The organism is Streptomyces sp. NPDC015532 (assembly GCF_043078065.1).
GTDB lineage: Bacteria > Actinomycetota > Actinomycetes > Streptomycetales > Streptomycetaceae > Streptomyces.
In genome coordinates, this window is record NZ_JBIBSY010000005.1 from 389,111 (window position 1) to 402,952 (window position 13,842).

Below are 13,842 nucleotides of genomic sequence, written 5' to 3' on the forward strand. Positions count from 1 at the left end.
GTGATGCGCCATCAATAACGTCGTCCCTCGCGGGCTTGCGCCCGGTGTCCCCCGCGCGCCCTGGATCAGCCGTTCTTGAACGAATGACCGAAGCCGTTCCGGGCCGTCTCCACCTGGAACGCGGCCAGCGCGCCCACCGAGGTGCTGATCCGCCAGTCCATCAGCTGCTTGCCGCCCGGCCAGTCCTTGCGCTGGTCGTACCAGACGAGCCCGATGACGCCGGCTTTCGCGGCGCCCCGGAACAGGTCACGGATGTGCGCCTCCTTGCGGTCGCTCTGCGCCACTCCGGTCTCCGCGATCAGCACCGGCTTGTCGGAGAAGCCCGCGATCTGACGCAGGGTGGGGGCGAAGAGGCTGGAGAAGGCCGCGCCGTCGATCGGCCCGTAGTAGCCGATGAGGCCGACCCAGTCGACGTAGGCGCCGCCTGGATAGTACGGGCGCAGTTTCGCGGTCGTGCCCGAGTCGACCACGTGCGGGGTCCACACCCAGATCACGTTGGTGACGCCCCGCTCGGCGAACATGTCGTGCACATGCTTCCACGCCGCGACGAAGTCGGCGGGCTTGGCGTGCCCGGGGCCCCAGGAGTTCCACGGACCGTTCATCTCACCGGCGAAGGAGAGGGCCAGCGGGCCGTCGTAGGCGGCGATCTGGTCCGCGAGCCGGCGGATGTAGGCGTCGTCCTCGCCCTGGGCGATGTGTGCCAGCGAGGTGTCGGAGGGCACCAGCGCCATCATGGGCAACTGGCCGTGCTTCCACAGGAACGCGTTGCCCTCCGCGTCGAAGTCGCCGCCCCAGGAGCTGTAGTACTCCCGGATGTCAGGCGTCCGCCCGGCCTCTTCGGCGAAGGCGCTGACGATGTCGTACTGCCAGGGCGTCTTGTCGTCGACGACGCCCAGCGCGCGGCCGGACGGCTTGAGCATGGACGACGGGACCTGGAAGTGCGCGCCCGAGGCACCGGCTCCCCCCGCCTCGGCGCCGCCCCCGCTTCCCGCGCCACCACACGCGGCCACCAGCAACGAGACGGCGGCCATGAGGATCGCGGCTGCCGACAGGCGGCTGCGGCGGCGGGTTATGACCATGCGGGAAGGTCCGATCGGGCAGGGGGCAAGCGACGTCACCGGAACTCTACGAGACCCGCGTGACATTCACTGAATCTTCATATGTAATCTTGTACACGATCGGGAGTGGTCGGATAATCTCCCCTTCCTTGCACATTCATTACTTTTTCGCGCTACTCACTGCTTTCGGCATCGCCGACCGGCAGTTGTAACACGTGTAACACGACGCAGGAAGGCTCGAGGCCGTCGATGACCAGTACCTCCACGGAGGTCGAGCCCGCTCCCGTCTTTGTGGACCAGACCGGCATGCGTGGCCGCCGTCTGCGCGGTCTCGGCTGGCTGGTGGGCATCCTCTGCGCCGGGTGCGTGGTGGCGATGGTCTCCGGTCTGGTCGGAACCCAGTCGCACGCGCCCGCGCTCACCGTCCCCGCCACCGCTGACACCACACCGCCGAGCCAGTACCTGAACGCGCCGCTGCCCGCGGCTCCCGGCGCCGCCCGGCCCGGACAGAGCGCCACCGCCACAGCGACCGCATCCGATCTCACCGCGTCAGCCACCGCGACGGCGGCGGCCGGGACGACCGAGTCGAGCCCCGTGACCGTCACCGAGCCGTCGGCCACCGCGACGACGGCGGCCGGGTTCGCGACGTCGGGCTCCGTGACCGACACCGAGTCGCCGGTCACCGCGACGACGACGGCCGGCACGGCGGCATCCACCACCGCCACCGCCACCGTGCCATAGCCAGACGCGACCACCAGGAAGTCCATGTCCCGCTCCCGCCGTCAACGCTCCCGGCAGTCCATCGCGCGGCCGCGCCGGCTCGCCGCACCTCCCCTGCGCTTCTTTCTGCCGGTGACCGTACTGGCGACCCTGCTGGCGCTGATGGTGCTTCGCGGCATGGCGAACAACGAGGTCTTCCACGACGAGAGCATCGCCACCTCGGTGGACAAGGTCACCGTCCCGACCAGCGTTCTGGAGGGCGGCCCGGTCGTCGACGCGCGCGGCGACAAGAAGAACAAGCCGGTCAACTACACCATCCCGGACAGGACCGTCGTCCTCTCCTTCGATGACGGGCCGTCCGCCCAGTGGACGCCGAAGATCCTCAAGGTGCTGAAGGAGAAGAACGTCAGCGCCGACTTCTTCGTCACCGGCTCGATGGTCACCCGCAACCCGGCGCTGATCCGCCAGATCGTGGCCGAGGGCCATGAGATCGGTCTGCACACCTTCACCCACCCCGACCTCGCGATGCACTCGGGCACCCGGCTCACCTGGGAGCTGGGCGAGACCCAGCTCGCGCTGGCCGGTGTCGCCGGCATCCACTCCAGCCTGTTCCGCCCGCCCTACTCCTCCACCGTGGACGCGCTGGACGACTGGTCGTGGCCGGTGACCAAGCAGGCCGGGTCCGAGGGCTACCTGACCGCCTTCATCGACAAGGACACCGACGACTGGAAGCGCCCCGGCGTCGACTCCATCGTCAAGGCCGCCATGCCCGACCTCCCCGGCCAGGGCCAGATGATCCTGCTGCACGACGCGGGCGGCAACCGCGCGCAGACGCTGGCCGCGCTGCCGATCATCATCGACAAGCTCAAGGCCCAGGGCTACACCTTCAAGACCACGGGCGAGGCGCTCGGCACCGGCTCCGCCAACGCCGAGGTCACCAGCTACAACCTCTGGGTCGGCAAGGCGTTCCTGTGGTGCACCACCTTCTCGGTGCGGCTGCTGCCGTGGCTGGTCGGCCTGCTCGCGGTCGTCGGTGTGCTGGTCATGGTGCGGTTCGCGCTGATGCTGGTGCTCTCGGCGATCCATGTGCGGCGCATCCGCAAGCCGGGCTTCTCCTGGGGCGAACCGGTCACCGAACCGGTCACCGTGGTGGTACCCGCGTACAACGAGCAGGAGTGCATCACCAACACCCTGCTCTCCCTGGCCAGAAGCGACCATCCCATCGAAGTGATCGTGGTCGACGACGGGTCGACCGACGACACGGCCGCCATCGTGGAGGAGCTCGGCCTGCCGATGGTCCGGCTGATCCGGCAGCCGAACAGCGGCAAGCCGACCGCCCTCAACACCGGTGTGGCCGCCGCCTCGTACGACCTGATCGTCATGATGGACGGCGACACCGTCTTCGAACCCGCCACCGTCGGGGAACTGGTGCAGCCCTTCGGCAACCCGCGCGTCGGCGCGGTCGCCGGCAACGCCAAGGTCGGCAACCGCGACACACTGATCGGCGCCTGGCAGCACATCGAGTACGTGATGGGCTTCAACCTCGACCGCCGGATGTACGACGTGCTCAACTGCATGCCGACCATCCCCGGCGCCGTGGGCGGCTTCCGCCGCTCGGCGCTGGAGGAGGCGGGCGGCATGAGCGACGACACCCTCGCCGAGGACACCGACGTGACCATGGCCCTGCACCGGGCCGGCTGGAAGGTCGTCTACGCCGAGAACGCCCGGGCCTGGACCGAGGCGCCCGTCAGCATGAAGCAGCTGTGGTCGCAGCGCTACCGCTGGAGCTACGGCACCATGCAGGCGATGTGGAAGCACCGGCACGCGGTGCTGGAGCGCGGCCCGGCCGGCCGCTTCGGCCGGGTGGGCCTGCCGTTCGTCGCCCTGTTCATGGTGGTCACCCCGCTGCTCGCACCCGCCATCGACATCGGCATGGTCTACGGCGTGGTCTTCGTCGACGCGTACAGGACCCTGGCCGCCTGGTTCGCGGTGATGACCCTTCAGGCCGTCTGCGCCTGGTGGTCCTTCCACCTCGACAAGGAGAAGGCGTGGCATCTGATCACGCTGCCGGCCCAGCAGGTGGTCTACCGGGTGCTCATGTACATGGTGCTGCTGCAGTCCACCATCACCGCGCTGACCGGGGGGCGGCTGCGCTGGCAGAAGCTGAAGCGCACCGGTGAGGTCGGGCTCGAGCACACGACGGGGGCGATGTCTTCATGAGTACCGCGGAACGAGGTGCCTATGGCGCCCGCAACTCTTCCGACACCGTCGCCCTGCGGGTGATGGACCCCGTCGTGCTTCCCGCGCAGTTCGCCCCGCAGCCCGAGGAGGCCGCCCCGGCGCCCGCGCGCAAGCCCGGCCGTGACCGCTACCTCGACCTGTTGCGGGCGCTCGCCCTGGTCCGCGTGGTGATCTACCACAACTTCGGCTGGACCTGGCTGCCGATCGTCTTTCCCTCCATGGGCGTCATGTTCGCGCTGGCGGGGTCGCTGATGGTGCGGTCCCTCAACCGGCCTGCGGTGAGCGTGATCCGCGGCAGGCTGCGCCGTCTGCTGCCGCCGATGTGGCTGTTCGGCGCGGTCGTCGTGCCGCTGATGCTCCTGGAAGGCTGGAGGCCCGACTCCGCCCACCACGTCAACTGGTGGTGGGGCGACCTGGCCTACTGGATCCTGCCGTTCAGCCAGCCGCCGTTCGGGGCCTCGCTGCACACCTTCGGCGGGCATCTGCCGAGTTCCTGGGCCGAACAGATCTGTGTGCCGCTGTGGTACCTGCGCGCCTACCTCTGGTACGTCCTGCTGTCGCCGCTGCTGCTCAAGGCGATGCGGAAGCTGCCCTGGGTCACCCTGCTGCTGCCGCTGGCGCTGGCGGTCTTCGTCAACTCCGGCCTGGTCGACCAGTCCGGCCGGCTGATGGAAGCCGTCACCGACTTCACCACCTTCGGCTCCTGCTGGCTGCTCGGCATGGCCCACCAGGAGGGGCTGCTCCGCAGGATCCCGCAGTACATCGTGCCGTCCCTCGCCCCGCTGGTGCTCATGTTCGGCTACTGGTGGCTGATGCAGGCTCCGGTGGAGAACCCGCGGTTCGGGCACGATCTGGAGGCGGTACCGGTCGCCCAGGCGATCTGGTCGTTCGGCGCGGTGCTGCTGCTGCTCCACCTGAGCCCGTCCTGGGAACGGTGGCCCAAGCCGCTGGAGCGGTTCAACGGCGTGATCAGTCTCCTCAACTCCCGCGCGGTCACCGTCTATCTGTGGCACTCCTTCGCGCTGGTGCTGACCGAGCCGCTGATCGACCCGCTGTGGAGCAACAGCTTCCTCTACCACCACGCCCAGTGGCTGCTGTCGAGCCAGTGGACCCCGCTGGTGCTCTCCGTTCCGCTGATCTGCCTGGCGATCCTGCTCTTCGGCTGGATCGAGGACGTGGCCGCCAAGCGCCGCCCGCGGTTCTTCCCCTATCCGCGCCGCTCCAAGGGCCGCCGCCGCAGTCGCTAGAGGCGTCGCGGGTACGGGAGTCCGGGGCCGCCGACCGCGGCGCGCCCCCGGGCCACCCCGCCCTTATCTGGTTCTTACATCTCGTGTAGCGTGCGCGCGTTCGATATCCCTGCAAGATCCAGGAAGACCGCAGATGAGCGCTCCGACGCCCCCCGCCGCCCCGCAGGACCCGCAGTTCTCCCCGCCCCAGGGGCAGCCCGAACCCGGGGGCGCGCCCGCGCCCGCCGCACCCGCCAAGGAGAGCAAGCTGAAGAAGGTTCTCGGCGTGGTCGTCCTGATCGTGATCGCGGTGGTGGTGAAGCTCGGTATCGGCTACGTCTTCGACGACTCCCCGGTACGCGCCGAGGTCGGGGACTGCGTCAAGGTCACCGGCTCCGAGAACAACCCCGACGTGGAGACCAAGGGCTGCGACGACAAGGACGCCAACTACAAGGTCCTGAAGGTCGTCGAGAACACCTTCGACGTCAACGCGTGCAAGGTCGGCGAGGCCGCGCTCGCGCAGGAGTGGGACGCCGACAAGTTCGTCCTCTGCCTGGACCCCGTGAAGAAGTAGGACCCCTCGGCGGCCGATTCGAGCCGCTGGGCGGAGCGCGAGCTCACGTCGCGAACCCGTGACGACGAAGAGGGCCCCCCGGACCGACGTCCGGGGGGCCCTCTTCGTCGCGACCGCCCGGCGCCATGGCTGTCCTGCCCCCGGGCGGAGCCGTCCTGGACATTCCCGATGGAAAATGAATTTCTTCCGTAGATCAGGTGTACAACTCTTCATCTTCTTACCGAGTCGAACTGGCATGCGCGTCGAACTGGCGTACACAGATCGCCCGTCCGGGCGAGCATCTCGGAACAGAAGGCGCTGCCCATGATGATCCGTCGGTTGTGTGGAGTCCTCCGTGTGCGCGGGGTGATCGACCTGCTCCTCGTGCTCCTGCTCGGCGCCGGTTTCGTCGCACTGCCGGTTTTCGCCCTGCTGCCGTCCTTGTGGGGCTTCATGGCGGCGGCGACGCTCACGTACGTGGTGGACGAGGTCCTGCACGCGCGCGCTCCGAGCTTCGTACGCCGGCTGGCGGCCCTGCATCTCGATCGCACCATGCGGTTCGCGGTCCGCACGGTGATGCTGCTGGCGCTGGCCAGCCGGATGGGCGCGCCGGGCGGGTGGCTGGTCACCGCCCTCGCGGTCGTCAGCGGTCACTTCGCGATGATGATGCTGTACACCGCCGTGCACCACGCCATCCGCCGGCGCCGGGTCCTGCCCCTGATGGTGCGCAACCTCGACCTGAGCGCGCTGCCGATCCCCCAGCAGCCGCCCGCCGTCCTGTTCAGACGCCACGTGCGCAAGCTCCTGCACCTGGACCTGCCGGCCCACATCGGGCTCCTCGCCGCGCTCGCCGCCGGCACGTGGGAACCGGCCTACGCGGGCTTCGCGCTCACGGTCGGGGTGACCGCGGTGGCCGTCCTCGCGGTGCTGGGCCAGTACCGCAGGGCGCGCCGGATGCCCGTACGGGACGAGGTGTTCGCCGAGGTCAACCGCCAACTGGAGGAGTACCGCCCGGAGGTGGCGCTCTACTTCAGCTTCGCCGCCGTCTCCCGTGACTTCATGTACCAGGTCAACATGTGGATCGAGACGCTCGAACAGCTCGACCTGCGGCCGGTGATCATCCTTCGGGAGACCGCCTCGTTCCGCTACCTGAGCCGTACCTGGATCCCCGTCGTCTGCGTTCCGAAGGCCGACGACCTGGCCGAGCTCGAACTGTCCGGCGTCCGGGTCGTGCTGTATCCCGGCAACGCGGGCAAGAACGTTCACATGCTGCGCGTGGCCGAGGCCAAGCACGTCTTCATCGGGCACGGCGACAGCGACAAGCTGGCCAGCAGCAACCGGGTCAGCAAGGTGTACGACGAGATCTGGGTGGCTGGCCGCGCGGGCCGGGACCGCTACCAGCGGGTGCGGCACGCGATCAGTGACAGCGCGATCGTGGAGGTTGGCCGCCCGCAGCTGTCCCCGATCCGTCTGCACGCCGAGCACGTCCCCGGCCCTCTGCCCGTCGTCCTCTACGCGCCCACCTGGGAAGGCTGGAGCGACGACGACTGCCACACCTCGCTGATCCCGATGGGCGTTCCCCTCATCGAGAAGCTCCTGACGGAGAACGTACGGATCATCTACAAACCGCACCCGCTCACCGGCAAGCGCTCGGCCCTGGCGGCGGACGCCGACCGGACGATCCGCGAACTGCTGCGTGCCGACAACGAGCGGCGTGACCCGGCGGAGGCGGCGACCGCGGCCCTCGCCGTACGGCCCCGGCTCCAGGAGATCCGGACCCGGCTCGACGAACTCGCGGGCCGGCTCCGCGGCGACGCCGCCGAGCAGATGCGGGAGGCCCGGGTTCCCGACCGCGCCGGCGCGGCCGAGTGGCAGGAACTGCGCGCCGAGTGGCACCGGATCTTCTGGGAGAGCCAGGGCACCCTTCGCCACAACGTGATCCTCGGCCAACTGCCCAACCTCTACGAGTGCTTCAACCAGGCGGACATGCTCATCAGCGACGTCTCCTCGGTGGTCGCCGACTTCGTGGCCAGCCTGAAGCCGTATGTCCTCACCAACGCGCACGACCTGCCCGACCACGAGTTCCGGGCCGCCTACACCACTGCGGGCGGCGCCTACCTCCTCGACCGCGAGTGCACCCGTCTCCCGGAGATCCTCGACTCGGTCCGCGCTCCGCACACCGACCCGATGGTCCTCGACCGCCTCACCCTGAAGGAGTACGTCCTGGGCTCCGACCGTCCCACCTCCATGGAGCGCTTCAACTCCGCCACCAATGCCCTGGCCGCGAAGGGAGAGGCGGAGCGGACCGAGTCCGAACTGGAGGCGGCCCAGGCCGCGACGGCCCTGTAGCGGACCGGGCTCGGTTGCGGACAGCGGCGGAGGCCCGGGTCGATGACCCGGGCCTCTGCCGTGGAGCGGGTGACGGGAGGCGCATCCGATGGCCGGCCTGCGCGGCGCGGCACGGCGCGGTGCGAGTCGTCTCCGCATCCCAGGACGGCATCCCAGGTCTGGCTGTTCTCGCAGGTCGACAGGGGTGGGACGGTCCCACTGTCCCGGGTGTGGCGGGGGCTGTTGTCGGGGTCCCCGGCGTCCGGGAATCTGTGGATGTCGCACCGGCCGAGGCGGCACGACCGCCCCGCCGGCGGTACGCGACAACCACCCTGCGCCTGTGCACCGGGACACCTCTGTGCCCGGGTGGCGTGCGGCGCCTCGCACCAACCGCCGTCCCACGACGCGGAGAACACCCGCGTCCGGACCAGAGAAGGAAGTCACACCATGAACAGGAACACCTCTGCACGCCGTCGTCCGGGCCGCCGCGTGGCCGTCGCCGCCGGCCTCGTCCTGGCCCTCGGGCTCGGTGCGGCGGCACAGGCGACGGCGCAGGCCGCCGTCCCCGCCCCCGCCAAGGCATCCGCGAAGGCGTCCGCCGCGTCGCGGTCGATCAGCGGCCTCAACGGTGACGTGGTGACCCAGGTCGCCGACTTCTACGGCGCGTACATCGACGCGAAGGACGACGCCGCGGGCCCGGACAGCGCACTGGCCAAGGCGCTGCGGGCGCACTACCTGACGCCCGCGTTCGCCAAGCGGCTGTCGGCCTGGGAGAAGAAGAACAACGTGGACGGTGTCCTGCGGGCCCAGAACGTCCCGGTGCGGTGGACGGTGAGCGAGGGCGGCAACGGCCTCGAGGTCGTCGTCACCCTGACCTTCGGCGGCGGGGAGTCGCCCACGACGACGACCAGGCTCGTCGTGAAGCAGGAGCCGGTCGGCGGCATCTCCGACATCCGCACCACGAACATCGCCCCCGTGAAGACGTCCGCGAGGACGTCCGCCGCGGTGCGGTCGGTCAGTGGCAGCACCGGTGACTCGGTGACCCAGGTCGCCGACTTCTACGGCGCGTACATCGACGCGAAGGACGACGCCGCGGGCCCGGACAGCGCACTGGCCAAGGCGCTGCGGGCGCACTACCTGGCGCCCGCGTTCGCCAAGCGGCTGTCGGCCTGGGAGAAGAAGAACAACGTGGACGGTGTCCTGCGGGCCCAGAACGTCCCGGTGCGGTGGACGGTGAGCGAGGGCGGCGACAGCGGTGAGATCGCCGTCACCCACACCTTCGGCGGCGGGGAGTCGCCGACGGTGACGACCAGCCTCGTCGTGGAACTGGAGCCGGTGTTCGGCGACGTCACCGACATCCGCACCACGACCACCCGCTGACGCCACATCCGCTCCACCCGGTCCCGCCCCCGCCCTCGGCCGGAGGCGGGACCGGCAGCGCCGCCACGTCACCGTGGTACCGACTGGTTGGAGAAGTGCAGGTACTTCCACGAGCCGGTGGGTCGTCGAGTTGACGTTGTCGCCCGAGTATTCGTTCTCGTAGGACGAGCGCATGCTGCGCGCAACGTATGGCGTGGCAGTGACAGTTGAGGAGGTGGATTCTCCAAGTGGCCGTCCGCGCCTGCCTCGTCGGGGCGGCCACGGACGCCGAGACGGCTGAGCTGGATGCTCCGGCATCATCGCGTGCATGACGCAGAGCGAACACGTACTGAGGATGGCCGATCTCCGGCGAGCCTGTTCCGTGCTCCTGGACGAGGCGGAACGCCGGTTCGGCGATGAGGTCGACCTCTCCGGGGCGCCCGTGGACCACTACTGGAGCCTCGACCTTGCCGCCGCGTTCGACATGAGCGAGACGCCGACGCAGCTTGGCTGCGGACAGGTCAGCGACGATGTCGCCGAGATCGGGGCGCTTGTGCGGCGCGCCTCAGAGGACGTCATCGCCCTGTGGCACGATCTCGATCACCTCACGGGTGTGCTGCGCCTGCTCGCGCACCTCGATCTGCCGCGGTGAGCGGAGGGACAGCCCTGAATACGGTCGTGGCGCGAGCCACCGTGGGTTCGGATCCCCCACCCACCGCGGGTCAACGGCCCCTGACCGGGTGCTTCTAGTCGTCGAGCCATGGGCCCCGGGTGATGTGTTGGTGAAGCCGCTCGTCCAGGCACCTCAGGTGGGCCCAGACGAACTGTGTGCTCTGTTCCCCGGCCCGCGTGATCTCCAAGGTGACGCCATCACCGGAGGGGCCGACATCGGTGGTCTCCATGCAGAACGCGCAGCTCACCGGCTCCTTGATGTTCATCCGGTGAAGGTAACCCGCGGTGTGCGGACCGAGTCGGGCGGGGCGACGCGGCTGTGGTGCGCACCGTCTGATGGGAAACGTCGGCAGGTCACGTGGGTGTTCGGAGACATTGACGGTCGGCTGCGGTCGTGGTGGTTGCTGTACAGCCTTGCTGTACCGCGGTCGGGGCCTGGGGCACTCTCCTGCCGCACTGCTGGGCGCTGCTGTGATTCAGCAGCCGTTGAGTGCCGTCCCTCGGCAGCGTCGGCCGCATGTCCGACGAGTGTTTCGGCCACCCACGACTGGCCGCGGTCTACGACCCGCTAGACCCCGATCGCGGCGATCCGAGTGTGCGCCTGCCATAGAAGGTGCCCGGCTCCTGGGCGACACCCAGTGGGACCTGCGGAAACTTGCGCAGGTGCGCCGTACAACCTTGAAGGGGCTCCAGAGGTCTTGTGGGCGGTCTTGTCTTCCTAGTGGGGGTTGTATCACTGTGCGTGTGCGCAGCATTTCAGCCGTGACAGCGCTCGCGGTCACTCTCGGTTCTGTCGCCCTGATCGGGTCGGTCGCGGGTCCTGCCGCCGCCGACAGCAGCGCCGCGCTGCCCATCAGGTCCAGCGGCGACATCATCGTGGACGGCGTTCACCAGCGGGTCTTCATCAGTGACCCGTCGGGAGGCAAGGTCGTCGCCACCGACTACGACGGCACCGTCATCGGGACGGTCACCTCGCTGCCGCAGGCTGACGGCCTGGAGCTGTCCGCCGACTCGGCAACGCTCTACGTCGCCGTGCCGGGAACCGATGAGATCGTGGCCATCGACACGGCGACGGTCACCAAGGCCGGGCAGTACGCGACGGGTGACGGCACGGATCCGCAGCACCTGGCGCTCGCGGGCGGCAAACTCTGGTTCGGCTACGGCGACGTCGGTCACGGCAACATCGGCTCTCTCGACCTGTCCGGCGGACAGACGCGGGTTTCGCTCGCGCAGGAGGCCGAGGGGACGTGGAAGGACGCTCCCCTGCTGGACTCGGTACCCGGCGCTCCCAACACCCTGGCGGCTGGCTCGCGCCAGTACTACTTCACCCTCGGCATCTACGACGTCTCGTCCGGCACGGCCGACCGGACCGCGTTCCTCGGCGGTCAGGACGCAGCCATCGGCGGCACCGCGGAGGACCTGGCGCTCACCCCGGACGGCACAGAGCTCGTGGTGGCCAGCTCATCACGCGACTTCCAGCAGGTCTACCGGACATCGGACTTGTCGGAGACCATCAGGTATCCGAGCAGCTACTGGGAACAACGGTCGGTGGACGTCGCGCCGAACGGCCTCGTCGCGATGGGCACCGACACGTACGCCTCCTTCAACCTCCCCCAAGTATCCATCTACAAGCCGGGCGGCACGGCACCGAGGCGGACCTCCAATTTCACCGACGAACAGGGTGGAGTCGCCCAACAGACCCTGCTCGACCACGGCGACCTCGCTTTCGCGCCCGACAGCAGCCGGCTCTTCGCGGTCACACGCAACCTCCAAAGCTATTACCGCCTGCGCGTCGTCACCGACCCCGCCAAGGCCGTCACCACCATGACGGTGAACGCCCCGGCGACCGCCGTCCGTGCCAAGTCGCTGACCGTCTCCGGCAAGGTCACGAACACGCTCGGGCTGCCCGCGGGGACCACCGTCGCGGTCACCCGAACGGACCTGGAGTCCCCGAACGGCAAGGCGCTCCCGGCCGCGACGGTGAAGGCGGACGGGACCTTCTCCTTCACCGACATCCCGCCCGCGGGCAGCAAGGTCACGTACAAGGTCTCCTATGCCGGCGGCGCCGATCGCACGGCTGCCTCCGCCTCCGGCACGGTCGAGGTCTCCCGGACCTCGCCGACCCTGACCGTGAACAAGAACGGCAGCGTCTACGACTACGCAAGCAACGTGACGTTCACCGCCCACCTCGGCACGACGTACAAGAACCGGACGCTCTCGCTCTACGCGGACACCGCGGGCGACGGCAAGGGCAAGTACCTGGTCAAGACCGGCACGGTCAACAGCGCGGGCAACCTGGCGGTCACCTTGCCCCTGAAGCGCGACACCACGGTGAGCGCGTCCTTCTCCGGCGACGCGCGGACCGCCCCGAAGACGGCCACGAGCTGGGTGGGCGCGAAGGTCAAGGTGTCGCTGAGCCTGAGCCGCTACTACAAGACGGCCAAGGTCAACGGGGCCACCAAGTACTACTTCCGGAAGACGACCAATCCGCTTCTCACGACCACGATGACGGCCTACCCCAGCCGCGCGCAGAAGCTGGAGTTCCAGATCTACTCCGGCGGAGCCTGGCGGTCGGCGGGATACGACTACTTCAACCTCGACTCCACGGGCAAGTCGGTGGTGCAGCTGGGCGGCACGCACCAGACCGGCTACTCGATGCGCGTGCGGTCGTCCTACATCAACAACTCCTCGAACGACAGCGTGAACTCGACCACGCACGGCTCCTGGAAGTACTTCACCTTCACCAGCTGAGGCCGCCCGCCCCCAAGGCCCTGCGCATCCGATGACGCGCCGGGCCCTGGGAAGTGGCGGTAGGGCTGGATCGGATGTCCGAGGGCAACGCGACAGCTGACGCTGACGGTTGACCTCGGAGGTTCCATGGAGATTCCAGAATTCGGCCCGACTCGCCGCCCGTTCTGCCGCTGACGCCAGCGGCAGAGATCGCTGACGTCAGAACCCCGCTGGTGACCAAGGACGTGGAGGCCGGACTCGACGACCTGGTGCGCGCCTCGCCCGCTGGTCTGCATAACAAAGAACCCCCGGGTCATCGACCTGGGGGTTTCACATGGAGCGGGTGACGAGAATCGAACTCGCACTCTCAGCTTGGGAAGCTGATGTTCTACCACTAAACTACACCCGCGTAAGACGCCGGTTTTGGCCGGTGTCGACTGCCCGCTCACTGTACCTCATGCCCGGCCCCCGGCGTCGAAGCCGCGGGGCCGGTTCGCGTTTCGGAGGGTGGACGCGACTGCGGGGGACCGGAGTTGGGGCGTACCGTGGGGGCGTTGAAGTGGGTCCGGGCGGGGTCGGAGTGCCGCCTGGAGAGCCGTCTCTTTCATCCCGTAATGTGGCTTTCGTCGTCAGGGCATCAGCCTGACGCGGCTCTTGGGGAAGGGACTCTGGGACTTGATGGAGCGCACCGTCGTCCGTTGTGCCGAGGGGCACGTGTTCAGCACCGCTTCGTTCCCGATGCAGCAGGCCGAGCGGCTCGGCCCCGGCCGGCTGCTCCGGTGTCCGCGGTGCGCCCGGCTCCGCAGTGTGGTGCCGGTGGCCTTGGAGAAGACAGTGTCGGAGCGGTAGTACGGGCGCGGGGGGGGGGGGGGGGGGGGGGGGGGGCGGGCGGCGGGGGGGGGGGGGCGGGGGGGGGGGGTGGGGGGGGGGGTGGGGGGGGCCGGGAACGGGCGGC

At 69.1% G+C, this 13,842-nt stretch carries 10 protein-coding genes and 1 tRNA gene; 8 read left to right on the forward strand and 3 right to left on the reverse strand.

Annotation, left to right across the window (positions count from 1 at the left end):
* Nucleotides 1-65: 65 nt before the first annotated feature.
* On the reverse strand, nt 66-1,079 hold the full coding sequence (locus tag ACF07B_RS19255) for a glycoside hydrolase family 26 protein (protein ID WP_392179742.1): 1,014 nt from the start codon (nt 1,077-1,079) through the stop codon (nt 66-68).
* Between the two features lie 228 nt (nt 1,080-1,307).
* On the opposite strand from ACF07B_RS19255, the gene ACF07B_RS19260 reads away from it, so the two are divergent.
* The 7 genes from ACF07B_RS19260 to ACF07B_RS19290 all read left to right on the forward strand — a co-directional run bounded on the left by ACF07B_RS19260 (nt 1,308) and on the right by ACF07B_RS19290 (nt 10,137).
* Nucleotides 1,308-1,799 (forward strand): hypothetical protein, encoded by a 492-nt coding sequence (locus tag ACF07B_RS19260; RefSeq protein WP_392179743.1) that lies wholly within the window; start codon nt 1,308-1,310, stop codon nt 1,797-1,799.
* Nucleotides 1,800-1,823: 24 nt separating this feature from the next.
* Nucleotides 1,824-3,998, forward strand: coding sequence for a glycosyltransferase (locus ACF07B_RS19265; RefSeq protein ID WP_392179744.1), 2,175 nt, complete (start codon nt 1,824-1,826; stop codon nt 3,996-3,998).
* Nucleotides 3,999-4,060: 62 nt separating this feature from the next.
* Nucleotides 4,061-5,266 (forward strand): acyltransferase, encoded by a 1,206-nt coding sequence (locus ACF07B_RS19270; RefSeq protein WP_392179887.1) that lies wholly within the window; start codon nt 4,061-4,063, stop codon nt 5,264-5,266.
* 133 nt (nt 5,267-5,399) lie between these two features.
* Nucleotides 5,400-5,819: a hypothetical protein gene (locus tag ACF07B_RS19275; RefSeq protein ID WP_392179745.1), complete on the forward strand. Its 420-nt coding sequence runs from the start codon at nt 5,400-5,402 to the stop codon at nt 5,817-5,819.
* Between the two features lie 336 nt (nt 5,820-6,155).
* Nucleotides 6,156-8,147 carry a hypothetical protein gene (locus ACF07B_RS19280; RefSeq protein ID WP_392179746.1) on the forward strand — a complete coding sequence of 664 codons (1,992 nt, stop codon included), beginning with the start codon at nt 6,156-6,158 and terminating at the stop codon, nt 8,145-8,147.
* A 426-nt stretch (nt 8,148-8,573) separates the two neighbouring features.
* A complete protein-coding gene (locus ACF07B_RS19285) occupies nt 8,574-9,506 on the forward strand; it encodes a hypothetical protein (RefSeq protein ID WP_392179747.1) in 933 nt (310 codons plus the stop codon).
* A gap of 307 nt (nt 9,507-9,813) precedes the next feature.
* Nucleotides 9,814-10,137 carry a hypothetical protein gene (locus tag ACF07B_RS19290; RefSeq protein WP_392179748.1) on the forward strand — a complete coding sequence of 108 codons (324 nt, stop codon included), beginning with the start codon at nt 9,814-9,816 and terminating at the stop codon, nt 10,135-10,137.
* A gap of 94 nt (nt 10,138-10,231) precedes the next feature.
* Here ACF07B_RS19290 and ACF07B_RS19295 read toward each other — a convergent pair whose 3' ends face one another.
* Complete coding sequence (locus ACF07B_RS19295; RefSeq protein ID WP_362393453.1) at nt 10,232-10,423, reverse strand: hypothetical protein; 192 nt, start codon at nt 10,421-10,423, stop codon at nt 10,232-10,234.
* Between the two features lie 496 nt (nt 10,424-10,919).
* On the opposite strand from ACF07B_RS19295, the gene ACF07B_RS19300 reads away from it, so the two are divergent.
* Nucleotides 10,920-12,908: a YncE family protein gene (locus ACF07B_RS19300; protein WP_392179749.1), complete on the forward strand. Its 1,989-nt coding sequence runs from the start codon at nt 10,920-10,922 to the stop codon at nt 12,906-12,908.
* Nucleotides 12,909-13,222: 314 nt separating this feature from the next.
* Here the strand turns inward: ACF07B_RS19300 and ACF07B_RS19305 are convergent.
* Nucleotides 13,223-13,296 (reverse strand) — tRNA-Gly (locus tag ACF07B_RS19305).
* Nucleotides 13,297-13,842: the final 546 nt, after the last annotated feature.